The sequence below is a fragment of the Methylobacterium sp. Leaf112 genome (assembly GCF_001423295.1).
Classification (GTDB): domain Bacteria; phylum Pseudomonadota; class Alphaproteobacteria; order Rhizobiales; family Beijerinckiaceae; genus Methylobacterium.
The window spans coordinates 27,535-50,433 of the sequence record NZ_LMNG01000013.1; the positions used below are offsets into that span (position 1 = coordinate 27,535).

Here is a 22,899-nt window from a genome sequence, read left to right on the forward strand (position 1 = left end):
TGAATTCCACGCGATCGTGCCGTCACGGGATGCCGGGCGGTACGACGCTTCGAGAGGGGAAACCAGCATGAAGTCAGTGTTGTCAGTGGGCGTCGCTCTGGGCCTGATGGTCGCGGCGACGGCGGCGCATGCGGAGATCAAGATCGGCGTGGTCGTCCCCGTCACCGGGCCGAACGCCGCCTTCGGCGCACAGATCAAGACCGGGGCGCAACAGGCCATCGCCGACATCAACAAGGCCGGCGGCGTCAACGGCGAGAAGCTCGTGATGACGGTGGGCGACGACGCCTCCGATCCGAAGCAGGGCGTGTCGGTGGCCAACAAGTTCGCCTCCGAGGGCGTGAAGGCCGTGGTCGGCGCGTTCAATTCCGGCGTCTCGATCCCAGTCTCGGACGTGCTCGCCGAATCCGGCATCATCGAGATCAGCCCGGCCTCGACGGCGATCAAATACACCGAGCGTGGCAACTGGAACACGTTCCGCACCTGCGGCCGCGACGACCAGCAGGGCGCGGTGGCGGGCGCCTACCTCGCGGACAAGTTCAAGGGCAAGAAGATCGCGTTCGTGCACGACAAGACGCCCTACGGCCGGGGCCTCGCCGACGAGACCCTGAAGGCGTTGAAGGCCAAGGGCGGCACCAACGTGATCTTCGAGGGCATCAACCCCGGCGAGAAGGACTTCTCGTCCCTCGTGTCGAAGCTCAAGCAGGCGGGCATCGACGTGATCTATTTCGGCGGCCTCTACACCGAGGCCGGCCTGCTGATCCGCCAGATGCGCGACCAGGGCCTCGCCGCCCCGCTCATGGGCGGCGACGGCATCGCCGACCGCGAGTTCGCGCAGGTCGGCGGCCCCGGCTCCGACGGCACCCTGATGACGTTCTCGCCCGACGCTCGCAAGAACCCGAAATCCAAGGCGACCGTGGACGCCTTCAAGGCGATCAACTTCGATCCCGAGGGCTACACCCTCTACTCCTACGCCGCCGTCCAGATCCTGAAGCAGGCCATGGAGATCGCGAAATCCTCCGACGGCCAGAAGGTCGCGGCCGTCCTGCACCAGGGCAAGCCGTTCGACACGGTGATCGGCGACATCGCCTACGACAAGAAGGGCGACATCACCCGGCCGGACTACGTCATGTACGTCTGGAAGAAGGGCGCCGACGGTTCCATCAACTACGCCGGTAACGAAGTGGCCCAGTAAGGTCCCGCGGCGCCGGCCCCCCGGGCCGGCGCCGGCATCGAGGAACAGATCATGGGAACGCCGAGGGACCTCAAGGTCCAGATGGCGGCCGAGACCCGGGCGCGCGAACGGGCACAGGCCCTGGCCAAGCTGGAGACGACCCGGGCCGACAGGGCGGAGGCCGCCCTGGCCGAAGCTCTGGCCGAGCGCGACGCCTGGCGTGCCCGGGCCTTGGCCGCACGGACGTCCGACGACGCCCGAATCACCGACGTGCGATCGTCAGCCGAACAGCCCCCGTCCGACTGAAGACCGCATCCGCCGGGATCGACCTTCCGGGAGACGATCACGCCCGACCGACCGCGAATCACCTGGGAGCGCGGTCGCAGAACCCGCGCCGTGCATGGCCGGGGCGGGTGAAAACGCCTGTCTCGGCGTGAGAAAATGCACCGAAGGGCCGTTTATCGATTTCTTGAACGCTCCGGTGTCTGGCGACCGGCGCTCCCGCATGGCATAGTGCGCAGATGAGCGAGACAACCATCAACACCCATCCCTACACTCTCGAGATCGTGCCGCCGAAGGCGGAGGGCGCGCCTTACCAGTGGGCCATTCGCAAGAACGGCAAGCTGGTGCAGCGGTCCGACCGCAGCCTGCCCACCGAGGCCAAGGCCTACGGCAACGGCATGGAGCAGATCGAGAAGCTCCTTTCGGGAGCCGGCGACCGGTAGGTCCAACCGACCGACATCGCCACCCACCTCCTTCGACGCCGCGGACCCCAGGGTCTGCGGCGTTTTTCATGAGATCATCGATGGCTCGGCAGGGTGGGTGGCAGGACACAGCCGCACGCAGCCCGGCTCCGCGTCACGGCGGAACCCCGGAGGGGCCATTTCGGGCGGCCCGGCCGGACAGGCGAGCATGGGGATGGCGGGGTGTGTCAGTCTCGGCACTCGGCGCCCCCAGGCACTTGGCCCGAGACACCCGGCATGGACGAAGGATTGGCTCCCCGAGCAGGACTCGAACCTGCGACAAAGCGATTAACAGTCGCTTGCTCTACCAACTGAGCTATCGGGGATCACCGCCACGGCTCCGCGCGAACCCAATGGGATGCGCAAGAGAGCGGCATGACCACCTGGATCGCGCCAAGGATTGCGCCGACCCAGGATGAAACGAAGGTCCGGAGGACCATGATCCTAACCTTGCACCACGAAGGCACAGCGCAAGATCGAGAGAAGAATTTGGCTCCCCGAGCAGGACTCGAACCTGCGACAAAGCGATTAACAGTCGCTTGCTCTACCAACTGAGCTATCGGGGACCGCGATCGGGTCTCTACACAGGGCCGCCGCCGGACGCAAGGCCCCGGGGACCGGCGTTTGACAAATCCGTCGCATTTCCCGAGCGCCACCCGCCTGGGCCGGACCGGATCGCGAGCGCCGGCTTGGAAGGGCCGGATTCACCACATCGGCCCCCCCCGCGCGACTTCTCATAGGTGGACCGGGGAAACATGGGTGGACCGGGGAAACATGGATTGGCCGGCGAAACACCGTTGCCGATCGGCCCACCCCTCTGCTAGAGACCGCTCACCCCGGACGGACCGCCCGGCCGGGGGCGCCGCCCCGCTCGTTCGGGGCAGAGCGGGAAGGCCTCGTGGCGGAGTGGTTACGCAGAGGACTGCAAATCCTTGCACCCCGGTTCGATTCCGGGCGAGGCCTCCAAATCCTTCCCATTTCCCATCCCTTTCCGTCGCTGTCCCCGATATTCTCGCACGGGGACCGGCGAACGCGCGCCGGCGTGCCGGAACCTTGCGTTTTCAACGCCCATCCCCGACAACCCGCGGGCTTCGCGCGTCACCGAACGGCCTCCCACGAGAGGGGGTCCGGACCGGACGCCGGAACCGCCGTCGAAGGAAGAGACCGCATTCATGCTCGATTACGCGCAGGCGCGACGCCTCATGGTCGATTGTCAGTTGCGGACCTTCGACGTGAACAGCGTCCCCGTCCTCGACGCGTTCGAGGACGTGGCGCGCGAGCGGTTCGTCCCGCCCGGACGCGAGGACTTCGCCTATATCGACCAGACCCTGACCCTCGACGGCGGCGGTGGCGATGTTCGCGCGATGCCGGCCCCGATGCTGCTCGCCCGGATGATTCAGGCCCTGGACCTCAAGGCAGGCGCCAAGGCGCTCGATGTCGGCACTGGCTACGGCTACGCGGCCGCAATCCTGCACCACCTCGGTGCCGAGGTGGTCGCCCTCGAATCCTCCGCCACCCTGGCGGCCGGTGCGCGTGAGCGCCTCGGCGGTCTCGCGGGTACCGAGCTCGTCGAAGCCCCGCTGGAGGCCGGTGCTCCGGCGAGCGGGCCGTATGACGGGATCCTCGTCAACGGTCGCGTCGAGGTGCGGCCGCAGGCGCTCCTGGAACAGCTGAAGGAGGGCGGACGCCTCGTCTGCGTCATCGGGCAACCGCGCGCCGCCAAGGCGACGCTGTTCGTCCGGACCGGCGACGCCTATGGCGCCCGCCCGCTCTTCGACGCGACGCTTCCGGTGCTCGGTCCCTTCGCGGCCGCGAACGACTTCGCCTTCTAGGACGCGTCGCGCCGCCTTCCTTCCGGGGCGACCACGCCCCGTCGACGACCGGCCGGTGTCGCTTTTTTGTGGCACTGCCGTCCATTCAACACCCGGCCAGTCCCCACCCCGATGCCCGCGACGCCAAGTTCGGCTAGACTTGCCCATGGGCGGGCAACCCGGATTGCGCGAATGCGCGGCGCCGCAGGATAGCGGCCGACCGGTTCATCGTGAAACCGCAAGGGCTGATGAACGTGAGAGAACGGAAACCAGCGATGCGCCATGGGCTTCGATGCGCTGGCATCGTCGCAGTGACGCTGGCGGTAGGGCATCCGGCCAAGGCCGAGACGCTGGAGAGCGCGCTGTCGCGCGCCTATGCGGCGAACCCGACCCTGAACTCGAACCGCGCCGCCTTGCGTGGCGTCGACGAGAACGTCGCGCAGGCGAAATCCGGCTATCGCCCGACGGTGAGCGGATCGGCCGATATCGGTCTCGCTCGGACCGAGGGACGGGTCCAGACACTGGACATCAACAACGTGACACGGCCGGGCGGCGCATCCCTGACCGTCAACCAGACGCTGTTCAACGGATTTCAGACGGACAACCAGACCCGCCGGGCGGAATCGAACGTGCTCAGCACGCGCGAAACCCTGCGCGCCGTCGAGATGAACACCCTGTTCAGCGCGGCGCAGGCCTACATGTTCGTGCTCAGCGACACGGCGAACCTCGAACTTCGCCGCAACAACGTCGAGGTGCTGGAAGAGCAGCTGCGCCAGACCCGCGACCGCTTCAACGTCGGTGAGGTCACCCGCACCGACGTCGCCCAGGCCGAGGCGCGCCTCGCCGGCGCCCGCTCCGAAGTCAGCGGCGCCGAGGCGACCCTGCGCGCCAGCATCGGCACCTACCGCCGCTTCATCGGCGTCGAGCCGCGCCAGCTCGCCCCCGGCCGCCCCCTCGACCGCTACGTTCCGGCCAATCTCGACGCCGCCGTGACGATCGGCCTGAAGGAGCACCCCCAGATCCTGGCATCGATGCATGCGGTCGACGTGGCCGAGGCCAGCGTCAAGGTGCTCGAAGGCCAGCTCTACCCCACGGCGGGCCTGTCCGGCACGGTCCAGCAGCGCTTCGACAGCCAGTTCCCCGGCGACCGCAGCCTCAACGCCCAGATCGTCGGCCGCATCTCCGTGCCACTCTACGAGGGTGGCCTGACCTATTCGCAGATCCGCCAGGCCAAGGAGCTCGTGGGCCAGCGCCGGATCGAGGTCGAGGACGTCCGCGACCAGATCCGCTCGGCCATCGTCACCTCCTGGGGCCGGCTCGAAGCCTCCAAGGCCCAGGTCATCGCCTCGCAGGCGCAGGTGCAGGCCAACGAGGTCGCCCTCAATGGCGTACGCGAGGAAGCCCGCGTCGGTCAGCGCACGACCCTGGACGTGTTGAACGCACAGCAGGAACTGCTCAACTCCCGCGTCAACCTCATCCTGGCCCAGCGCGACCGGGTGGTGAACTCCTACGGCGTGGTCCAGACCATCGGCCGCCTCACCGTGCGCTTCACCGCCCTCCCTGTGGCGGCCTACAGCCCCAAGGAGCATTTCGACCAAGTCAAGGATCTATGGTTCGGCGTCCGCACCCCCGATGGGCGCTGATCGGGCGTCCGGTCTTAGGGGATCCGGCGCTGCACCGATGCAGTCCGGTTTAACCTAGATTGGTTAACCGACCGTTGCTCGGGCCGTCGCGTGGGTCTCCCGCGGGGGCGTGCGCTTCGGAAGGGGCGGCGCCGGGCGATCCCGGGGGTCGCCCTCCGGCCACACGGGCCAGGGGAATCGCGGCGGCGGACTTTATCCCGTACCCCGTTCCGCCGGGCGCTTGTGTCGGGATGGGAGCGTGAAATAGTGGCGGATAGCGTGAACCGTTATCCTTGAGAGCCGAGCGTCGTCCGGATGAGTGCAGCCAGCCCCAAGGTGCCGGACAAGGCGCAGGAACCCTCGATGGAGGAGATCCTCGCCTCCATCCGCCGGATCATCGCCGACGACCAGAACGCCAAGGCCGAGGTGGTGGAGCCCGTGCGCGCCGCTCCGCCACTCCCTGAGAACGACGACATCCTTGACCTCGCCGAGGTGGCGCAGCCCGTCCGCAAGGCCCCGGCGCCCGCGACCTTCGAGGAGCCCGATATCGGGTTCACCAACGAAACCCTCGATTTCGACGCGATCTCGTTCGACGACGATCTCGAGCCGGAGCCCGAACCGGTTCGCATGGCCGCCCCGGAGCCGCCGCGTCCGGTGCCGCAGCCGGCCTACGAAGCGCCCCGCACGGAGTATCGCGAGCCGCAGCCGGCGTATCGCGAGCCCGAGGCGGCCGAGCGCCTGACCTCGTCGGTGACCGATGCCAGCGTCGGCCAGGCGTTCCACATGCTGGCCAATACGGTACTGTCCAACAATCCCCGCACCCTGGAAGACCTCGTGCAGGACATGCTCCGGCCGATGCTGAAGGGCTGGCTCGACGAGAACCTGCCGCCCCTGGTCGAGCGCCTCGTGCGGGCCGAGATCGAGCGCGTCGCACGCGGGCGTTGAGGGATCGCGGGCGGGGAATATCCGCCCTCGTGTTGACGCGGCGGGCCTGACGGGTTGAAAGCGGGCCAACCCGCATAGACCCGCAATGCTCGAACTGGCCCGACCCCGCCCATGATGGACAAGACCTTCGACCCCGCCGCCGTCGAGGCGCGCGTCAGTGCCGCCTGGGAGGCGGGCGACGCGTTCAAGGCCGGACGGCCCGACCGGGCGGACGCCCGGCCCTTCACCATCGTGATCCCGCCGCCGAACGTCACCGGCAGCCTTCACATGGGCCACGCCCTCAACAACACCCTGCAGGACATCCTGGCCCGGTTCGAGCGCATGCGCGGCCGCGACGTCCTGTGGCAGCCCGGCACCGACCACGCCGGCATCGCCACCCAGATGGTGGTGGAGCGCCGCTTGGCCGAAGCGAAGGAGCCGGGCCGGCGCGAGATCGGCCGCGCCGCCTTCGTCGAGAAGGTCTGGGCCTGGAAGGCGGAATCCGGCGGAGCCATCGTCAATCAGCTGAAGCGGCTCGGCGCCTCCTGCGACTGGTCGCGCGAGCGCTTCACCATGGGGCTGAACGGCGCCCCCGACGACCAGATGGTCCGGGCCGTGACGAAGACCTTCGTGGATCTCCACGCCCAGGGACTGATCTACCGCGACAAGCGCCTGGTGAACTGGGACCCGAAGTTCCAGACGGCGATCTCGGACCTCGAAGTCCTGCAGGTCGAGGTGAAGGGCCATCTCTGGCACTTCGACTACCCCCTGGTGGATGCGGACGGCGCCGAGACCGGCGAGGTCATCACCGTGGCGACCACCCGGCCCGAGACCATGCTGGGCGACACCGCCGTGGCGGTCCACCCGGACGACGAGCGCTACACCCACCTCGTCGGGAAGTTCGTGCGCCTGCCGCTCGTGGGGCGCCTCATCCCCATCGTCGCCGACACCTATTCCGACCCGGAGAAGGGCACGGGCGCGGTCAAGATCACCCCGGCCCACGACTTCAACGATTTCGAGGTCGGCCGCCGCGCCGGCTGCACGCCCATCAACATCCTCGACGCGGAAGCCCGGATCAGCCTCGAGGGCAACGCGGCCTTCCTGGCCGGCGCGACTCCGGATCCCGAGGCCCTGGCGCTGCATGGCCTCGACCGGTTCGCCGCCCGCAAGCAGGTCGTCACCCTCATGGAGGCGCGCGAGCGGCTGCGCCTCGTCGAGTCCAACACCCACGCCGTGCCCCATGGCGACCGCTCCAACGTGGTCATCGAGCCCTACCTCACGGACCAGTGGTACGTGAACGTGAAGCCGCTCGCCGAACGCGCCCTCCAGGCCGTGCGCGACGGCCAGACCCGGTTCGTGCCCGACAACTACGAGAAGACGTTCTTCCAGTGGCTGGAGAACATCGAGCCGTGGTGCATCTCGCGCCAGCTGTGGTGGGGGCACCAGATTCCGGTCTGGTACGACGAGGAGGGCGGATTCTTCGTCGCCGCGAGCGAGGCCGAGGCGCAAGCTCAGGCCGATGCGAAGCACGGCCGGCCGGTCGCCTTGACCCGCGACGAGGACGTCCTCGACACGTGGTTCTCCTCGGCCCTGTGGCCGTTCTCGACGCTCGGCTGGCCCGACGCCACGCCCGAACTCGCGCGCCACTACCCCACCGACACCCTGGTGACGGGCAAGGACATCATCTTCTTCTGGGTCGCCCGGATGATGATGCTGGGCTTGCACGTCACCGACCGGGTGCCGTTCTCCACGGTCTACCTCCACACCCTGGTCCGCGACGCTGCCGGCGCCAAGATGTCGAAGTCGAAGGGCAACGTCGTCGATCCCCTCGGTCTCATCGAGCTCTACGGCGCCGATGCCCTGCGCTTCACCCTCGCGGCCATGGCGGCGCAGGGGCGCGACATCAAGCTCGCGGTGAACCGCGTCGAGGGCTATCGCAACTTCGCGACCAAACTCTGGAACGCCTCGCGCTTCGCCGAGATCAACGGTTGCACCCTGCGCGCCGATTACCGCCCCGAGACCGCCACCGATCCCCTGAACCGCTGGGCGCTTGGCGAAGCGGCCCGGGCCGTGGCCGAGGTCACGACGGCGCTGGACGCCTACCGCTTCAACGACGCGGCGGCGGCGGCCTACCGCTTCGTGTGGAACATCTTCTGCGATTGGTACGTGGAGTTGGCGAAGCCCGTGTTGCAGGGCGAAAACGTCGATGCGGGCGTGCGGGCGGAGACGCAAGGAACCGTCGCCTTCCTCATCGACCAGATCGCCAAGCTGCTTCACCCGTTCATGCCGTTCCTCACGGAGGAATTGTGGGGGATCAAGGGTGAGGACGTCCCGGGCCGGGGGCTCCTCGCCCTGGCATCCTGGCCCGATCTCGCCGCCCTGAACGACGCCGCGTCCGAGGCCGAGGTCGGCTGGCTCGTGGACCTCGTCTCCGAGATCCGTTCGGCCCGCTCGGAGACCGGCGTGCCGGCGGGCGCGCAGATCCCCCTCGTGGTGATCGGCGCCGACGACGCCCTGAGGGCCCGCGCCACCCGCTGGAGCGACACCCTCCTGCGCCTCGCCCGCCTGTCCGAGATCGGTTTCGCGGATGCGGCCCCGCGCAATGCGGTGCAGCTCCTCGTGCGCGGCTCCGTGGCGGCCCTGCCCCTCGAGGGCATCGTCGATCTCGGGGCCGAGGTCGCGCGGCTCACGAAGGAAGCCGCCAAGGCCGCGACGGAGATCGAGAAGATCGACGCCAAGCTCGCCAACGCCGATTTCATGGCCCGCGCGCCCGACGAGATCGTGGACGAGCAGCACGAGCGCCGCGCCGCCCAGGCCTCCCGTCTGGAGAAGATCACCGAAGCCCTGACCCGGCTCACCGACCAGACCCCGTGACCCGACGCAGGCTGGCTTTCGGGTTCGCCGGCCTGCTCATGCTCCTCGGGCTCGCGGTGGTTCTCACGGCGAGCCCCGGCGACCCGGTGCTCTATCCCGCGACGGGAAGCGACATCCGGACCCTCTATCTCGTCAATCATGGCTGGCATTCCGGCCTCGTGATCCCACGCGAGGCCCTGACGGGGGAGGGCGCCGGCCCGGCCCTGAACGCCATCGCCCTGCGATTCCAGGCCTATCCGGACCTCGAATTCGGTTGGGGCGAGGCCCGCTTCTACCGCACGACGCCGACGCTCGCCGAGTTCGACGCTCGCCTCGCCCTGGAGGCCCTGTTCACCCCCGGCGGTCGCGCCGGCGTGGTGCAGGTGGTCGGCCTTGAGCGGACCGCGCGGGCGAGCTTTCCGCTCTCCGACCTCGTGGCCGTGCGGGTCTCCGGCGCCGGACTGGCGCGGCTCCTCGCGCGCCTCGACGCGAGTTTTCGCCTCGTCGACGGGCATCCCGTCGCCGGCGGCCCGGGGCTCTACGGGCCGAGCCTGTTCTACGAGGGGGAGGGGCGCTTCTCCTACGCCAATGTCTGCAACCATTGGGCCGCCCGGCTCCTCAATGCGGCGGGCGTGCCGGTGACGCTCCTGCTCGACACCCACCCGCAGGGGCTTCTCCTCGACCTGCGCTGGCGCGCCGGACTGAGGCCCGAGCCGAACCTGTCCAAACCGTAATGTCGCCGCCACGGCGGGGTCACCCGGCCGGCCCTACACCCTGGATCACGGCCCGCCGCTCCCCACGGGGAATGTGTGGCGGCGCCCCCCGATCCGGAGATCTCTGATGCCCGTCCAGCCGAACCGCCTGCGCCGCAACGCCCTCGCCTCCGTCGCCGTGGCCGCCCTCGTGGCGACGGGCGCCGTCGGCGTCGTCACCCAGCCCGTGACCCCGGTCCAGGCCCAGGCCCTTTCGAAGAACCCCATCGAGACGCCGGACCACCCGCCGGGCTCCTTCGCCACCGTCGTCGACAAGGTGAAGCCCGGCGTCGTCGCCGTGAAGGTGAAGCTCGACGACAGCGCGACCTCGGACGACGAGGACGGCCCGGGCAACCAGGGCCAGCAGAACGTGCCGCCGCAGCTGCGCGAGTTCTTCAAGCGCTTCGGCCAGGGCGGTCCCGGCGGGCAGGGCGGGCAGGGCGGCCCCGGCTTCGGCGGCCAGGGTCCCAAGCGCCAGGGTCAGCGCGGCGCCATGGGCTCGGGCTTCATCATCTCGGCCGACGGCTACGTGGTCACCAACAACCACGTGGTCGACAAGGCCAAGAGCGTGCAGGTGACCCTCGACGACAACCGCACCCTCGACGCCAAGGTGATCGGCAAGGACCCGAAGACCGATCTGGCGCTCCTCAAGATCACCGAGGGCGGCCCCTTTCCGTACGTCTCGCTCAGCAAGTCGGCGCCGCGCGTCGGTGACTGGGTGGTGGCCATCGGCAATCCGTTCGGCCTCGGCGGGACCGTGACCGCCGGCATCGTCTCGGCCCGCGGCCGCGACATCGGCGCCGGGCCGTACGACGACTTCCTGCAGATCGACGCCCCCATCAACAAGGGCAATTCGGGCGGCCCGACCTTCAACGTCGGTGGCGAAGTGGTGGGCGTGAACACCGCCATCGCGTCGCCCTCCGGCGGCAGCGTCGGCCTTGCCTTCGCGATTCCCGCCGAGACCGTGCAGGCGGTGGTCGATCAGCTCCGGGCCGACGGCAAGGTGGCGCGCGGCTACCTCGGCGTGCAGGTCCAGCCGGTGACGAAGGACATCGCCGACGGCCTCGGCCTCGACAAGGCCAAGGGCGCGCTGGTCGACCATGCCGAGGCCGGAACCCCCGCCGCCAAGGCGGGGCTCAAGTCCGGCGACGTCATCGAATCGGTCAACGGCACCCCGGTCAACGACGCCAAGGAACTGTCCCGCCGCATCGCCGGCTTGAAGCCCGGCGCCAAGGTCGAACTCGCCTACCTCCGAGGCGGCAAGTCCGACACCGCCACGGTGGAGCTCGGGGCGCTTCCGAACGACCCGAAATCGGCCACGGGCGGCGGTCGCGGTGGATCGTCGTCGGACGGTCAGCCCCGCCTCGGTCTCAGCCTCGCCCCGGCCTCCGAGGTCGGCGCCGGCGACGAGGGCGTGGCGGTGATGGAGGTCGATCCCGAAGGCCCGGCCGCGGCCAAGGGCATCGAGCAGGGCGACATCATCCTCGATGTCGCCGGTGCCAGCGTTTCCCGGCCCTCCGAGGTCGCCGAGCGCATCCGCTCCGCCGAATCGAGCGGCCGCAAGGCGGTGCTCATGCGGGTGAAGAGTTCCAAGGGCACCACCCGCTTCGTCGCCGTCGCCCTCAACAAGGCCGGCTGATCCGCTCCGGGCGGCCGACCGGCCGCCCGTCCCTCACGCCTCCCTCCTCGACTCGAAGCCGGCCCCGCGTGGCCGGCTTCCTTTTGTCCGGAGCGCAGGGCAGGGCGTCGAGGAACGCGTTCCCGCCAGGGTGACGCGCGCCCCGCGAGCGGTCATGGTGCATCCCGTTTGATTGCAGCACCCCAACCATCCGGAACCGACCCATGACCACCATCGCCGATCGGAATCCTGCCGATCTCGCGGACCTGCACGCCCGCGCCCGCGACGCCTACGCGGCGTTCAAGGCCCGGGGACTGAAGCTCGACATGACCCGGGGCAAGCCCTCGCCCGAGCAGCTCGACCTCGCCGCCGGCATGCTCGGCCTCGCCGGCAACGGCGACTACGTCACGCAAGCCGGCGAGGATGCGCGCAATTACGGCGGCCAACAGGGCATCGCCGAGGTCCGTGCCCTGTTCACCCACCTCCTCGACGCACCGGCCGATGGGATCGTGGTCGGCGACAATTCGAGCCTCGCGATGATGCACGACAGCATCGCCTGGGCCCTGCTCACGGGCGTGCCCGGGTCCGTGAAGCCCTGGTCGAAGGAGAGCGACATAGCCTTCCTGTGTCCGGTGCCGGGCTACGACCGGCACTTCGCCCTGTGCGAGGCCTACGGCATCCGCATGATCCCCGTGCCGATGACGGGCCACGGCCCCGACATGGACGTGGTCGAGGCCGCCGTCGCCGACCCCGCCGTGCGTGGCATGTGGTGCGTGCCGAAATACTCCAATCCCTCGGGCGAGACCTATTCCGACGAGACCGTCCGGCGCCTCGCCGCCATGAAGACCGCCGCCCCCGATTTCCGCCTGTTCTGGGACAACGCCTACGCGGTCCACCACCTGACCCCCGAGCGCGTGGCCGTCGCCGACATCCTCAGCCTGTGCGCCGAGGCCGGGAACCCGGACCGCGCCTTCGAATTCGCCTCGACCTCGAAGATCACCCTGGCCGGCGCCGGCCTCGCCTTCTTCGCGGGCTCGCCCGAGAACGTGCGCTGGTACCTCGCCCGCGCGTCGAAGCGCACCATCGGGCCGGACAAGCTCAACCAGCTCCGCCACGTCCGCTTCCTGCGCGACGCGGCCGGTCTCGACGCCCACATGGACGCGCACCGCGCCCTGCTGGCGCCGAAATTCGCCGCCGTGGAGGAAGCCCTGTCCCGCCACCTCGCCGGCACGGGCGCGGCCCGGTGGACGAAGCCGGAGGGCGGCTACTTCATCACCGTCGAGGCGCGCGACGGCACCGCCACCGAGGTGGTGCGTCTGGCCAAGGAAGCCGGCCTCGCCCTGACCCCGGCCGGCGCGACCTCGCCCTACGGCCGCGATCCGCGCGACAGCGTCCTGCGCCTCGCGCCCTCCTATCCGAGCCTGAAGGACGTCACCGCCGCCGCCGAAGGCATCGCCGTGTGCATCCTTCTTGCATCGGTCGAGGCGGAGCGCCGGGTGCGCGAACGCGACGCCGCGTAGGCTGCCCGACGCGATCTGGAAACCGACGCGCCCCGGGGCGCGTCGGAGACAGGGAGGCGGCGATGGGCGGGATCGCGACACGGACCCTCGGCCTCGCCATCGCCTTGTGGGCGGCGGCCGGCGCGGCCCAGGCCCGGACCTCGTGGGCGTCCGGCACCGCCGTCTATTCCGATCTGTGCCTGACGGTGGATCACGAGCCCGTCGGCCACCGGGTGACCCTGCGCCGCTCGCCGATGGGGGATACGCTGATCTACGAGGCCGCCCTGACGGGCCCCGTCCAGGCGGGGACCGTCCGGGTCGACGCCGCCTCCAAGGCCCTGGCCTTCACGGTGGATTCGGACGGGCACACGCTTCGCTTCACGGGGACGCTCACGGTGGAGGCCCTCACGGGCGTGCTGGAGGATGATACCGGCGCGCGCCCGGTCCGCCTGTCACGCATCCTACGCGCGCACCCCGACGCCGCCTGCCCGGACGAACGGACGGGGTCGCTCGAGGTGGGGCGTTAAGCGTTCGTTTCCCCGCCGTAGACTGTCAGGCAGCTCTCATCGTACAGATGGTCCATGATTGTATGGGATGGGCCGAAGCGCTTGGCGAATCTCGTCAAACACGATCTGGACTTCGCGGATTTCGAGGCCGGTTTTAATTTCGCGACCGCCTTGGAAGTTCCGGCCAAATCCAGCCAGACCGGTCGCCCGCGGAGTAAGCTGATCGGATCGTTCAACGGCCGCATCGTCGTCGCTGCGATCGTATCCCCACTCGGCACGGAGGCCTTGACCCTCATCAGTCTTCGGCCCGCGAGTGCATTGGAAAGAATGTTGTATGGCCGCCACTAAGATCGCGTCCGATTACGTCCCCAATCCGGGCTATTCCCAGGCCGATTGGAACGCGGTCACCGACAACCCAGAATGGACCGCGGACGATTTCCGAACTGCACGTCCGTTCGCCGAGGCGTTCCCGACCCTGGGCGAAAAGCTCCGCCAATCACGTGGTTCCGAGAAGGAGCGCGTCAAGGTTCCGGTGACGATCCGGCTCGATGCCGCCATCATCGACGCGTTCAAGGCGACGGGCGAGGGCTGGCAGACTCGGATGAACGACGTTCTGCGGGACGCCGCCGCCAAACTTGGTCCCGTGGAGACGAAGGGGTGAGCACCTCGCGCAAGCCAACTCGCGCGGTCCATGCCCTTTGGATGACGAGCGGTCTGCTCGTTGCCCTCGCCGGTGGCACGGCCCACGCCGCGGACGCCTGCGACGCCCTCACGGCCAAGGTCATCCGCGCCACGGGCGCGTCCCTCGCCGGGCGCGCCGGGTCCGGCGCGGTGTTCCGAGCGGCCGATGCCGAGCGGATGAGCCTCGCCTGTCGGACGCCGCGCCGGATGGTGTTCGGATCCCAGGCGCGCGAACCCGAACGGCCTTTCTTCGTGCTCGTCGGACGCGCGGCCGAGGCGCTCGCGGGGGCGAAGGCCGAGGCCGTCGAGGTCCTGGCCCTGACGCTCCACCAGGATTCGCTGCTGACGGGCCTGTCGCGCGAGGGCATCGTCGGCAAGGCGGCCTTGCGCTGCGAGACCGGGCCGCGCGACGACACCCTGTCCGGCAGCCTCACGGTCTGCATCGTGACGCCGGCCGCCCCCCTGCGCCGCCGGGCCGGCCTTTTCGCGGAGCGCCGGCCGGGCTAGACCGCTCCCATGTCCGAGATTGCCCCCAATACCGCCGGTTCCGTCGTCCAGGCCGGCCGCGTCGCCTTCGCCAACCACCTGCCCTTCGCCCTCATCGCCGGCCCCTGCCAACTCGAGAGCCGCGACCACGCCGTGGAGATCGCCGATGCCCTCAAGGGCATGACGGACACGCTCGGCATCGGCCTCGTGTTCAAGGCCTCGTTCGACAAGGCCAACCGCACCTCCGGCGGCACTGCCCGGGGCCTCGGCCTCGCGGGCGCCCTGCCGATCTTCGCCGAGATCAAGGAGCGGTTCGGCCTGCCGGTCCTCACGGATGTGCACGAGGCCGGGCAGTGCGCCGTCGCGGCGCAGGTGATCGACGTGCTCCAGATCCCGGCCTTCCTGTGCCGGCAGACCGACCTGCTCCTCGCCGCCGCCGCGACGGGCCGGGTGGTCAACGTGAAGAAGGGCCAGTTCCTCGCCCCCTGGGACATGGCCCACGTCGCCGCCAAGGTGACGGGTGCCGGCAACCCCAACGTCCTGGTGACCGAGCGCGGCGCCTCCTTCGGCTACAACACCCTCGTGTCCGACATGCGCAGCCTGCCGATCATGGCGCGCGTCACCCACGGCGCCCCCGTGGTGTTCGATGCCACCCATTCGGTGCAGCAGCCGGGCGGGCAGGGCGCCACCTCCGGCGGTCAGCGGGAATTCGTATCGGTGCTTGCCCGGGCGGCCGTGGCCGTCGGTGTCGCCGGCCTCTTCATCGAGACGCATCCCGACCCCGATCACGCCCCGTCGGACGGTCCCAACATGGTGGCGTTGAAGGACATGCCCGCACTCCTGGCCGAATTGCAGGCATTCGACCGCCTCGCCAAGGCGATCGACAAATCCCCGCGCGGGTGAATCCCAATCTTCGGGCTTTCGCCGCGAATGGCCGATCGGGGAACCCTCCCGCTTCGAGACCGTTGCTCTTCTCAAGAGATTCAACGTTTCGAGGAGCCTTCATGCGTAAGCTTGCGATGATCACGGCCGTCACCCTTTCCCTCGGCGCCATGGCGGCAACGACGGCGGCCGAGGCACGCCCGGGCGGTCATGGCTACGGCTACGGTCGGGGAGGGTACAATCACGGTGGGTACGGCCATCGCGGTCACGCCTATCGGGGCGGCGGCCGCCGGGGCATCGGTACGGGCGCGGCTGTCGGCCTGGGGATCGCCGGACTCGCGGCGGGTGCCATCGCGGCCGGTGCAGCCCGCGATTCCTACTATCGCGGCGGCTACGACCGTCCGGCCTACGGCTACGGTGCCCCCGCCTACGGTTACGGCTACTGAGGCACCTTTCACGGGTGCGAACGACGGGGCGGTTGGCGCGAGCCGGCCGCCTTTCGCATGCACGGCGAGGGCAGACCACGCAACAGGAGGACGGCCCCGTCCGACCATCGGCGACGATTGCCAAACACACGCCTAGATTGCATGAGGTGACCGCGCGAACGGGCGCGGAGACGATTTCGAATGCCGATCCTCATCGCTCTGGCAGGGGCCCTCGTAACCGGCCTGATCTACTGGGTCAGGTACGGGAACGGCATGCAACACATCGATCACGCCGTACGGGACTGGCGGACCGCCCGGCGCCGACGGGCGAGCGAGCGCCAGATCCGTTCGGCACCACTGCGATCCCTGCTTAATCCCGCCGATGCGGCCGGCGTGTTGATGGCGCTGGTGGCCCGACAGCGCGGCGTCCGGACGCCCGAGCAGGAGAGCGAGATCCTGAACCAAATGCGCGACGTGACCGACCCGAGCGACGATCTGGCAACCCGTATGGTGGTGATCCGCCATGCAGCCGATCAAGCGGCACCCGATCCCGATCTGGCGATCCGGTCCCTCGCGCCGCTCCTGCGCGACCGGCTGACCCAGGGCGAACGGGATGACCTGTGCCGGATGTTGACGGCGGTGGCCACGGTCCATCAGGGCCCGACGGAGTCGCAGAGCAGGTTCGTCGAGCAGGTTCGGCGCGCGATCTACGAAGACCGCTAGGACCGCCGAGGGGCGTGCAGGCCCGGTGCGCCTCAGCGTGCCCGGTAGGGCGGCACACCCTGTTCGGGCAGCCAGACCGACTTCAGCGGCTCACCGCTCTGCCAGAACACGTCGATGGGAATGCCGCCGCGCGGATACCAGTAGCCGCCGATGCGCAGGTAGCGCGGGGCCAGCAGTTCCGTCAGGGTCAAGCCGATGCCGACGGTGCAATCTTCGTGGAAGGCCCCATGGTTGCGGAAAGCCGTGAGGTACAGCTTGAGCGACTTCGATTCGACCAGCCACTGACCCGGCACGTAGTCGATCACCAAGATGGCGAAATCCGGCTGGCCCGTGACGGGGCAGAGCGACGTGAATTCCGGAACCGTGAAGCGGGCGAGGTAATCCGTACCCGGATGCGGATTCGGCACCCGATCGAGACGGGCCTCCTCGGGGGAGCCGGGAAGGGGCGTGGCCTGCCCCAATTGGAGCGTTTCGGGGTTCAGGGGCGCGTGCGTCATGCCCCTCGCTATAACGTGCGATGCAGGGGCGCGCATCTGCCGGTTCGTCGCTGTCGCGTGAAGCACAGGGCGACGACAAGATTTTCTTGAGGGGCGGGCGAACATTCTTGGGAGCCTTCCCACCCTCCGCAGGGGCCGGACGCTTGCCCGATGCGTGACGTTGGCGGATAAGCCTCGACTGAATCGCGATCTCGACCCGATGCCCCGGTCGGCAGGGATTGAGGACCGGGCCTCGTGTCGGGCTCGCCCCAGGGATCGCAACGACGCAAGAAGGCTCCTGCATGACCGCGATCACCAACATCGCCGCCCGCGAGATCCTCGACAGCCGGGGCAACCCGACCATCGAGGTCGACGTCCTCCTTGAGGATGGCTCCTTCGGCCGGGCGGCCGTGCCCTCGGGTGCCTCCACGGGCGCCCACGAGGCCGTGGAGCTGCGTGACGGCGACAAGGGTCGATTCGGCGGCAAAGGCGTGCGCAAGGCGGTCAACGCCGTGCAGTCCGACATCCTCGACGCCATCGGGGGCATGGACGCGGAGGACCAGATCGCCATCGACGAGGCGATGATCGAACTCGACGGCACGCCGAACAAGGCGCGGCTGGGTGCCAACGCCATCCTGGGCGTCTCCCTCGCCGTCGCCAAGGCGGCGGCCGAGACCGCCGGCCTGCCGCTCTACCGCTACATCGGCGGAACGCAGGGCCGGGTGTTGCCGGTGCCGATGATGAACATCATCAACGGCGGCGCGCACGCCGACAATCCCATCGATTTCCAGGAATTCATGATCATGCCGGTGGGCGCGTCCTCGCTCGCCGAGGCCGTGCGCATGGGCGCCGAGGTGTTCCACACCCTGAAGGGCGCCCTCAAGAAGGCCGGCCACAACACCAATGTGGGCGACGAGGGCGGTTTCGCCCCGAACCTGCCTTCGGCCGAGGCCGCCCTCGACTTCGTCATGCAATCGATCCAGGCCGCCGGCTTCAAGCCCGGCACCGACATGGTGCTGACCCTCGACTGCGCCGCCACCGAGTTCTTCAAGGACGGCGCCTACCGCTACGAGGGCGAGGGCCAGACCCGGGACATCGAGGCGCAGGTGAGCTACCTCGCCAAGCTCGTCGACAGCTACCCGATTCTGTCCATCGAGGACGGCATGTCTGAGGACGACTGGGCGGGCTGGAAGCTGCTGACCGAGCGCGTCGGCGACCGCTGCCAGCTCGTCGGCGACGACCTGTTCGTCACCAACGTGACCCGCCTGTCGCGCGGCATCGTCGAGGGGACGGCGAACTCGATCCTGGTGAAGGTGAACCAGATCGGCACGCTCACCGAGACCTTGGCCGCCGTCGATATGGCCCAGCGCGCCGGCTACACCGCGGTGATGTCCCACCGCTCCGGCGAGACCGAGGATTCGACCATCGCGGACCTCGCCGTCGCGACGAATTGCGGGCAGATCAAGACCGGTTCGTTGGCCCGCTCCGACCGGTTGGCGAAGTACAACCAGCTCATCCGCATCGAGGAGGGCCTCGGCTCGCAGGCCCGCTATGCCGGCCGCGAGGCCCTGAAGATCCGCTCCGCGCAATGAGCCCTACGTTTATCGAACACCCGGCGGCCGCGGCATCTGTCGCGGCCGCTTTTTCGTGCGTACCGCCCTATCTCACGGGGATGGACACGACCTCCGACGCCCCGCTCACCGTCTATTACGACGGCGCCTGCCCCCTCTGTGCGGCCGAGATCCGAACCTATCGCCGGTGCCGGGGTGCCGACGCCCTCGCCTGGGTGGATGTGAGCCGGGACGGTCCGGCCGATCTCGGCGGCCTCAGCCGCGCCGACGCCCGAGCTCGCTTCCATGTCCGCGACCGTGACGGACGCCTCGCCTCGGGGGCCGCGGGCTTCTTCACCCTGTGGGCGCATCTGCCCGGATGGCATCGCCTCGCCTGGATACGCCACGTCCCGGGCGTGCCGTGGCTGGCCGAGGTCGCCTACCGCCTGTTCCTGCCCCTGCGGCCCCGGATCGCCCGTATCCTCGGGGGCCGGACACCCTGCGACGGGGCGTGCGGACCGCGCTCCCCGTGAGCTCGGGGGAGATCGCCGGGACAGCCCCGGGGCAAGCGAAAGAGGTGGCTGACCGGGCGGCGTCTTGATATGCGGGCGCCGAGATCGGCCCGGATCGTAGCTCGGGCGAACGAGGCGAGGGCGGCATGCACACCGACGCGGTCCAGGCACGATTGACCACCCTGTTTCGCGAGGTGTTCGGCGATCCCGCCCTGATCATCCATCCCGAAACCACCGCGAACGACATCGAGGGCTGGGATTCGGGACGCATGATCGAGCTCATCGTCGCGGCGGAGGCGGAATTCGGTATCCGCCTCACCACGCGCGAGGTCGACGGCATGGCGCGGGTGGCGGATTTCATCGCCATCATCGCGGCGAAGACGGCGGACCGGCCCTGAGCCTCCCCCTCGCCTGGCTCCCCGAACCGAAGGATTGGGCGGGCGCGACCGCGCGTGCCCGATCCTGGGACGCGTTCGTCGCCCTGGCCAACACCCGCCTCGACCCAATGCGGACGAACGGCCTCGACCGGATGCTGCGCAAGGCGTTTCCGGCGGGACCGCCCGGCGATCTGGCGACGCGTCCGCTGCGCCTCGCCGTGCTGTCCTCGTCCACGGTCTCGCACCTCCTGCCGGCGATCCGCATCGGCGGCCTGCGCCGGGGCCTGTGGATCGAGACCTACGAGGCGCCCTTCGGTGCCTACGCGCAGGATCTGGCCGATCCCGCCTCCGGCCTGCACGCGTTCGGACCGGACGCGATCCTGTTCGCCCTCGATACCCCGCACCTCACCGGCGGCCTGAACCCCGCGGCCGGCCCGGAGGAGGCGCAGGCGGCCCAGGCGCAAGCCCTTCGCCGCCTGTGCGAGACCTGGCGCCGCGCGCGAGACGGCTTTCGCTGCCCGGTGATCCAGCAGACGCTTCTTCCCGTGGCACTGCCCCTCATGGGCTCCAACGAGCATCGCCTGCCCGGCTCGCGCCGCCACGCCGTGACGCGCCTCAACGCCGGCATCCGCGCGGCGGCGGAGTCCGACGGCGTCGACATCCTCGCCCTCGACGAGGCGGCGGCCCAGGACGGACTCGCCGCCTGGCACGATCCGGTCTGGTGGCTGCGCGCCAAGCAAGCGATCGCACCGTCCGCGGCCCCCCTCTACGGCGACCACGTCGCCCGGCTGCTCGCAGCGGGGCAGGGCCTCTCGAAAAAGTGCCTCGTGCTCGACCTCGACAACACCCTGTGGGGCGGCGTGGTGGGCGACGACGGCACCGCCGGTCTCGTCCTGGGGCAGGGCAGCGCGGAGGGCGAGGCCTATCTCGGCCTCCAGGCGTATGCGCGCGATCTCGCCGCGCGCGGGGTGATCCTTGCCGTCGTCTCGAAGAACGACGCGGCCAACGCCCTCGACGTGTTCGAGAATCATCCCGAGATGCTGCTGCGCCGGGGCGACATCGCCGCCTTCCTGGCGAACTGGGACGACAAGGCCACGAACCTGCGCCGGGTCGCCGAGACCCTCGGCATCGGCCTCGACGCCCTCGTCTTCGTCGACGACAATCCGTTCGAGCGCGAATGGGTGCGGGCCGAGCTGCCCATGGTGGCCGTGCCCGAACTGCCCGAGGACCCCGCCCTCTACGCCGGCCGCCTCGCCGAAGCGGGCTATTTCGAAGCCCTCCGCGTCACCGACGAGGACCGGGCGCGCGGGGCCCATTACGCCGCCAACGCCGCGCGGGTGGCGGCCGTCTCGGAAGGGGGCGACCTCGCCGCCTACCTCGCCGGCCTCGACATGCGCCTGGTCTGGCGGCGGTTCGACCCCGTCGGCTTGCCGCGCATCGCCCAGTTGATCAACAAGACCAACCAGTTCAACCTCACCACCCGGCGCACCACAGAGGACGAGATCCGTGCCCTGATCGCCGATCCGCACGCCCTCGGCCTGCAGTTCCGGCTCGTCGACCGCCTCGGCGACAACGGCATGATCGGCGTGGTGGTGGCGCGGGAGACCGAGCCGGAAACCCATGCCATCGAGACCTGGCTGATGAGCTGCCGGGTCCTCGGCCGAGGGGTGGAGGCGGCGGTTCTGAGGGTTCTGGCCGAGGTCGTCGCTGAGGCGGGCGGCCGCCACCTCGTCGGCCGCTACCGGCCAAGCCCGAAGAACGGCATGGTGCGCGGCCATTACCCCGGGCTCGGGTTCACGCCCCTCGCCGCGGAGGCCGACGGCAGCGAGACCTTCCGCCTGGCGCTCGCCGATTACAGGCCGGGGCCGAGCCCCATCGTCATCGCCCACGGCTGAGGCGCCGGGCCGGGGAGGGGGGCCGCTTCGAGTCGCCGCCCGGCCGACCACAGGCGGTCGCCCACCGGCCCGACGACGACGAGCCCCATCATCAGATCGCGATAGCTGTCGGGCATGCGTGCCGCGACCCAGACCCGCTGCCAGCATTCCCGCAAGTCGAGGTCGGCATCGCGCCAGCCGAGGCGAAAATGCCCGATGGCCGCCCCGACCCGCTCGCCGCGAAAGCTCGCCGGAACCCAGACCCACGCGGAAAAGACGTGGACCGCGTTCGGATCGAGGCGGTCCGTGCGTTGGCGCGCACCGAACACGCAGACGCCGTCCGTGGGCGTTCCGAGCACGTGCGCGACGGCCCGGCCCGACGCACCGGTCAGGAGATTCGGCAGGACCGGAGCGGGAGCCGCGAGGCCCCGCGCCCGAACGAGGCCGTCTGCATCGGTCATGAGATCGACCCAGGATTCGAGGTCGATCTCGTAGGCGGTCTCGTACGGTGCGAAGCGCCGGACATGTCCGGCCAGCCAGCTGTCGCGCGCCTCCGCCCGTCCTGACGGGTCCCCCGGCTGCGCCGCACGCACGTTGAGAAGAGGCGCAGGTCCGTGGCGCCGGATCGCCCGGGCCAGGGCATCGGCCTGCCCATCGGTATCGCCCTTGCGCACCAGGATCTTCTCGCCGCACGCGAGATCCTCCAAGAGACGGCGCTTGAGATAGGCGACCTTGCCGATCTCGCGCCGATGGATCGTCTCCGGAGCGGTGGTTTCGATGAAATCGGACGTGTTGTAGGCGAACCCGTAGCGCCGGCTGCGGACATAGAGCCGCCCCGTAAAGCTCGCCAGGATCTCGAGATCGTCGGCCGCGCCATAGTGCCGGAAATCGGTCTCGAGGGCGTCGATCAGCGCCGCGTGTTCGACGGACGAGAATCGAAACAGGCCCAGGGGTTCGACGCCGCAATAGCGTTGCACCAACCCGAATTCGCAATTGTCGCCGAGGCTCTCGAAACGCGTCGCCAGAGCCCCGATGGCACGGCCGGCGGGAGGAGCGATGCGGCGCCAGGGGAGGGCGAACCTCATCGGGCTCGCCCCTGTCGGGGCTGCGCAGTGTCTCGGTGAGTCATGCCACGACGCATACCGCGCGCGCCGACCGCATCTCAAGTCGCTCGGAACGGCAGGATCCTGGGCTGAATGCGGAACGGAGGGAGCATCGGAACTGGCGTTCCAGATCGCATCAGGGGGCCGTGTGAGGCGGGATGACGCTTTCGTCGCGAAAATTTCGTTTCCCCGTCATTTGGCCGTTGACGGTTGGGCTATGGGCCCGTAGAAGCCTGTTCATCGGCGGCGGCCAGCGGGACTTTGGTCTTGGCGGCGGCGCCGGTTCTCTTGGAGGCGTTATCGGATGGATG

The 22,899-nt window shown here is 69.5% G+C and carries 23 protein-coding genes and 3 tRNA genes; 22 read left to right on the forward strand and 4 right to left on the reverse strand.

Going from position 1 to position 22,899, the window contains the following annotated elements; all coding sequences use genetic code 11:
• Window positions 1-67 precede the first annotated feature (67 nt).
• From ASF52_RS08795 to ASF52_RS08805, 3 genes are all read left to right on the forward strand, one after another.
• Window positions 68-1,192 (forward strand): branched-chain amino acid ABC transporter substrate-binding protein, encoded by a 1,125-nt coding sequence (locus ASF52_RS08795; protein ID WP_156368972.1) that lies wholly within the window; start codon window positions 68-70, stop codon window positions 1,190-1,192.
• Between the two features lie 51 nt (window positions 1,193-1,243).
• On the forward strand, window positions 1,244-1,477 hold the full coding sequence (locus ASF52_RS08800) for a hypothetical protein (RefSeq protein WP_056170855.1): 234 nt from the start codon (window positions 1,244-1,246) through the stop codon (window positions 1,475-1,477).
• Window positions 1,478-1,692: 215 nt separating this feature from the next.
• The gene (locus tag ASF52_RS08805) at window positions 1,693-1,896 is read left to right on the forward strand and encodes a hypothetical protein (protein WP_056095218.1); all 204 of its coding nucleotides are present in this window, start codon (window positions 1,693-1,695) and stop codon (window positions 1,894-1,896) included.
• A gap of 268 nt (window positions 1,897-2,164) precedes the next feature.
• Here the strand turns inward: ASF52_RS08805 and ASF52_RS08810 are convergent.
• Window positions 2,165-2,240, reverse strand: a tRNA-Asn gene (locus tag ASF52_RS08810).
• 164 nt (window positions 2,241-2,404) lie between these two features.
• Window positions 2,405-2,480 (reverse strand) — tRNA-Asn (locus ASF52_RS08815).
• Between the two features lie 326 nt (window positions 2,481-2,806).
• Between ASF52_RS08815 and ASF52_RS08820 the strand changes: the two genes are divergently transcribed.
• The 15 genes from ASF52_RS08820 to ASF52_RS08890 all read left to right on the forward strand — a co-directional run bounded on the left by ASF52_RS08820 (window position 2,807) and on the right by ASF52_RS08890 (window position 16,696).
• Window positions 2,807-2,880: transfer RNA gene (locus ASF52_RS08820), tRNA-Cys, on the forward strand.
• A 206-nt stretch (window positions 2,881-3,086) separates the two neighbouring features.
• Complete coding sequence (locus ASF52_RS08825; protein WP_056170857.1) at window positions 3,087-3,746, forward strand: protein-L-isoaspartate O-methyltransferase family protein; 660 nt, start codon at window positions 3,087-3,089, stop codon at window positions 3,744-3,746.
• A 227-nt stretch (window positions 3,747-3,973) separates the two neighbouring features.
• Window positions 3,974-5,368, forward strand: a complete 1,395-nt coding sequence (locus tag ASF52_RS08830) for a TolC family outer membrane protein (protein ID WP_056170859.1) — start codon at window positions 3,974-3,976, stop codon at window positions 5,366-5,368.
• 294 nt (window positions 5,369-5,662) lie between these two features.
• A complete protein-coding gene (locus ASF52_RS08835) occupies window positions 5,663-6,292 on the forward strand; it encodes a PopZ family protein (RefSeq protein WP_200937389.1) in 630 nt (209 codons plus the stop codon).
• Between the two features lie 111 nt (window positions 6,293-6,403).
• On the forward strand, window positions 6,404-9,145 hold the full coding sequence (locus tag ASF52_RS08840) for a valine--tRNA ligase (protein WP_056170862.1): 2,742 nt from the start codon (window positions 6,404-6,406) through the stop codon (window positions 9,143-9,145).
• On the forward strand, window positions 9,142-9,858 hold the full coding sequence (locus ASF52_RS08845; RefSeq protein ID WP_156630014.1) for a DUF2459 domain-containing protein: 717 nt from the start codon (window positions 9,142-9,144) through the stop codon (window positions 9,856-9,858). The genes ASF52_RS08840 and ASF52_RS08845 overlap by 4 nt, the downstream gene beginning before the upstream one ends.
• Before the next feature lie 106 nt (window positions 9,859-9,964).
• The gene (locus tag ASF52_RS08850) at window positions 9,965-11,515 is read left to right on the forward strand and encodes a Do family serine endopeptidase (protein WP_056170865.1); all 1,551 of its coding nucleotides are present in this window, start codon (window positions 9,965-9,967) and stop codon (window positions 11,513-11,515) included.
• 203 nt (window positions 11,516-11,718) lie between these two features.
• Complete coding sequence (locus tag ASF52_RS08855; protein WP_056170867.1) at window positions 11,719-13,014, forward strand: aminotransferase class I/II-fold pyridoxal phosphate-dependent enzyme; 1,296 nt, start codon at window positions 11,719-11,721, stop codon at window positions 13,012-13,014.
• Between the two features lie 62 nt (window positions 13,015-13,076).
• A complete protein-coding gene (locus ASF52_RS08860) occupies window positions 13,077-13,520 on the forward strand; it encodes a hypothetical protein (protein WP_056170870.1) in 444 nt (147 codons plus the stop codon).
• 54 nt (window positions 13,521-13,574) lie between these two features.
• A complete protein-coding gene (locus ASF52_RS08865; RefSeq protein WP_056170872.1) occupies window positions 13,575-13,847 on the forward strand; it encodes a BrnT family toxin in 273 nt (90 codons plus the stop codon).
• Window positions 13,834-14,160: a BrnA antitoxin family protein gene (locus ASF52_RS08870; protein ID WP_056170876.1), complete on the forward strand. Its 327-nt coding sequence runs from the start codon at window positions 13,834-13,836 to the stop codon at window positions 14,158-14,160. Before ASF52_RS08865 ends, ASF52_RS08870 begins: the two co-directional genes overlap by 14 nt.
• A 41-nt stretch (window positions 14,161-14,201) precedes the next feature.
• Entirely contained in the window at window positions 14,202-14,687 is a 486-nt protein-coding gene (locus tag ASF52_RS08875; RefSeq protein ID WP_056170921.1) for a hypothetical protein, read from the forward strand.
• A gap of 9 nt (window positions 14,688-14,696) precedes the next feature.
• On the forward strand, window positions 14,697-15,569 hold the full coding sequence (gene kdsA / locus ASF52_RS08880; protein ID WP_056170879.1) for a 3-deoxy-8-phosphooctulonate synthase: 873 nt from the start codon (window positions 14,697-14,699) through the stop codon (window positions 15,567-15,569).
• Between the two features lie 101 nt (window positions 15,570-15,670).
• Window positions 15,671-15,994, forward strand: coding sequence for a hypothetical protein (locus ASF52_RS08885; RefSeq protein WP_056170882.1), 324 nt, complete (start codon window positions 15,671-15,673; stop codon window positions 15,992-15,994).
• Between the two features lie 180 nt (window positions 15,995-16,174).
• On the forward strand, window positions 16,175-16,696 hold the full coding sequence (locus ASF52_RS08890; RefSeq protein ID WP_056170886.1) for a hypothetical protein: 522 nt from the start codon (window positions 16,175-16,177) through the stop codon (window positions 16,694-16,696).
• A gap of 32 nt (window positions 16,697-16,728) precedes the next feature.
• On the opposite strand, the gene queF is transcribed toward ASF52_RS08890, so the two are convergent.
• Window positions 16,729-17,193 (reverse strand): preQ(1) synthase, encoded by a 465-nt coding sequence (queF, locus tag ASF52_RS08895; RefSeq protein WP_056170890.1) that lies wholly within the window; start codon window positions 17,191-17,193, stop codon window positions 16,729-16,731.
• A 281-nt stretch (window positions 17,194-17,474) separates the two neighbouring features.
• Here queF and eno point away from each other — a divergent pair, with 281 nt between their 5' ends.
• The 4 genes from eno (at window position 17,475) to ASF52_RS08915 (ending at window position 21,506) form a co-directional block, all read left to right on the forward strand.
• Window positions 17,475-18,764: a phosphopyruvate hydratase gene (eno, locus tag ASF52_RS08900; protein ID WP_056170893.1), complete on the forward strand. Its 1,290-nt coding sequence runs from the start codon at window positions 17,475-17,477 to the stop codon at window positions 18,762-18,764.
• Between the two features lie 80 nt (window positions 18,765-18,844).
• The gene (locus ASF52_RS08905) at window positions 18,845-19,255 is read left to right on the forward strand and encodes a thiol-disulfide oxidoreductase DCC family protein (protein ID WP_056170896.1); all 411 of its coding nucleotides are present in this window, start codon (window positions 18,845-18,847) and stop codon (window positions 19,253-19,255) included.
• Window positions 19,256-19,380: 125 nt separating this feature from the next.
• Complete coding sequence (locus ASF52_RS08910) at window positions 19,381-19,632, forward strand: acyl carrier protein (RefSeq protein ID WP_056170899.1); 252 nt, start codon at window positions 19,381-19,383, stop codon at window positions 19,630-19,632.
• Between the two features lie 107 nt (window positions 19,633-19,739).
• A complete protein-coding gene (locus tag ASF52_RS08915) occupies window positions 19,740-21,506 on the forward strand; it encodes an HAD-IIIC family phosphatase (RefSeq protein ID WP_082515253.1) in 1,767 nt (588 codons plus the stop codon).
• Here the strand turns inward: ASF52_RS08915 and ASF52_RS08920 are convergent.
• Entirely contained in the window at window positions 21,464-22,570 is a 1,107-nt protein-coding gene (locus tag ASF52_RS08920; protein WP_056170902.1) for a hypothetical protein, read from the reverse strand. The genes ASF52_RS08915 and ASF52_RS08920 overlap by 43 nt on opposite strands.
• Between the last annotated feature and the right edge of the window lie 329 nt (window positions 22,571-22,899).

Excerpts from the sequence above, each read along its gene's own strand:
- ASF52_RS08795 (WP_156368972.1), top strand. The coding sequence starts at position 68 with ATGAAGTCAGTGTTGTCAGTGGGCGTCGCTCTGGGCCTGATGGTCGCG.
- ASF52_RS08800 (WP_056170855.1), top strand. The coding sequence starts at position 1,244 with ATGGGAACGCCGAGGGACCTCAAGGTCCAGATGGCGGCCGAGACCCGG.
- ASF52_RS08805 (WP_056095218.1), top strand. The coding sequence starts at position 1,693 with ATGAGCGAGACAACCATCAACACCCATCCCTACACTCTCGAGATCGTG.
- ASF52_RS08825 (WP_056170857.1), top strand. The coding sequence starts at position 3,087 with ATGCTCGATTACGCGCAGGCGCGACGCCTCATGGTCGATTGTCAGTTG.
- ASF52_RS08830 (WP_056170859.1), top strand. The coding sequence starts at position 3,974 with ATGAACGTGAGAGAACGGAAACCAGCGATGCGCCATGGGCTTCGATGC.
- ASF52_RS08835 (WP_200937389.1), top strand. The coding sequence starts at position 5,663 with ATGAGTGCAGCCAGCCCCAAGGTGCCGGACAAGGCGCAGGAACCCTCG.
- ASF52_RS08840 (WP_056170862.1), top strand. The coding sequence starts at position 6,404 with ATGATGGACAAGACCTTCGACCCCGCCGCCGTCGAGGCGCGCGTCAGT.
- ASF52_RS08850 (WP_056170865.1), top strand. The coding sequence starts at position 9,965 with ATGCCCGTCCAGCCGAACCGCCTGCGCCGCAACGCCCTCGCCTCCGTC.
- ASF52_RS08855 (WP_056170867.1), top strand. The coding sequence starts at position 11,719 with ATGACCACCATCGCCGATCGGAATCCTGCCGATCTCGCGGACCTGCAC.
- ASF52_RS08860 (WP_056170870.1), top strand. The coding sequence starts at position 13,077 with ATGGGCGGGATCGCGACACGGACCCTCGGCCTCGCCATCGCCTTGTGG.
- ASF52_RS08865 (WP_056170872.1), top strand. The coding sequence starts at position 13,575 with ATGATTGTATGGGATGGGCCGAAGCGCTTGGCGAATCTCGTCAAACAC.
- ASF52_RS08870 (WP_056170876.1), top strand. The coding sequence starts at position 13,834 with ATGGCCGCCACTAAGATCGCGTCCGATTACGTCCCCAATCCGGGCTAT.
- ASF52_RS08875 (WP_056170921.1), top strand. The coding sequence starts at position 14,202 with ATGACGAGCGGTCTGCTCGTTGCCCTCGCCGGTGGCACGGCCCACGCC.
- kdsA (WP_056170879.1), top strand. The coding sequence starts at position 14,697 with ATGTCCGAGATTGCCCCCAATACCGCCGGTTCCGTCGTCCAGGCCGGC.
- ASF52_RS08885 (WP_056170882.1), top strand. The coding sequence starts at position 15,671 with ATGCGTAAGCTTGCGATGATCACGGCCGTCACCCTTTCCCTCGGCGCC.
- ASF52_RS08890 (WP_056170886.1), top strand. The coding sequence starts at position 16,175 with ATGCCGATCCTCATCGCTCTGGCAGGGGCCCTCGTAACCGGCCTGATC.
- queF (WP_056170890.1), bottom strand. The coding sequence starts at position 17,193 with ATGACGCACGCGCCCCTGAACCCCGAAACGCTCCAATTGGGGCAGGCC.
- eno (WP_056170893.1), top strand. The coding sequence starts at position 17,475 with ATGACCGCGATCACCAACATCGCCGCCCGCGAGATCCTCGACAGCCGG.
- ASF52_RS08905 (WP_056170896.1), top strand. The coding sequence starts at position 18,845 with ATGGACACGACCTCCGACGCCCCGCTCACCGTCTATTACGACGGCGCC.
- ASF52_RS08910 (WP_056170899.1), top strand. The coding sequence starts at position 19,381 with ATGCACACCGACGCGGTCCAGGCACGATTGACCACCCTGTTTCGCGAG.
- ASF52_RS08915 (WP_082515253.1), top strand. The coding sequence starts at position 19,740 with ATGCGGACGAACGGCCTCGACCGGATGCTGCGCAAGGCGTTTCCGGCG.
- ASF52_RS08920 (WP_056170902.1), bottom strand. The coding sequence starts at position 22,570 with ATGAGGTTCGCCCTCCCCTGGCGCCGCATCGCTCCTCCCGCCGGCCGT.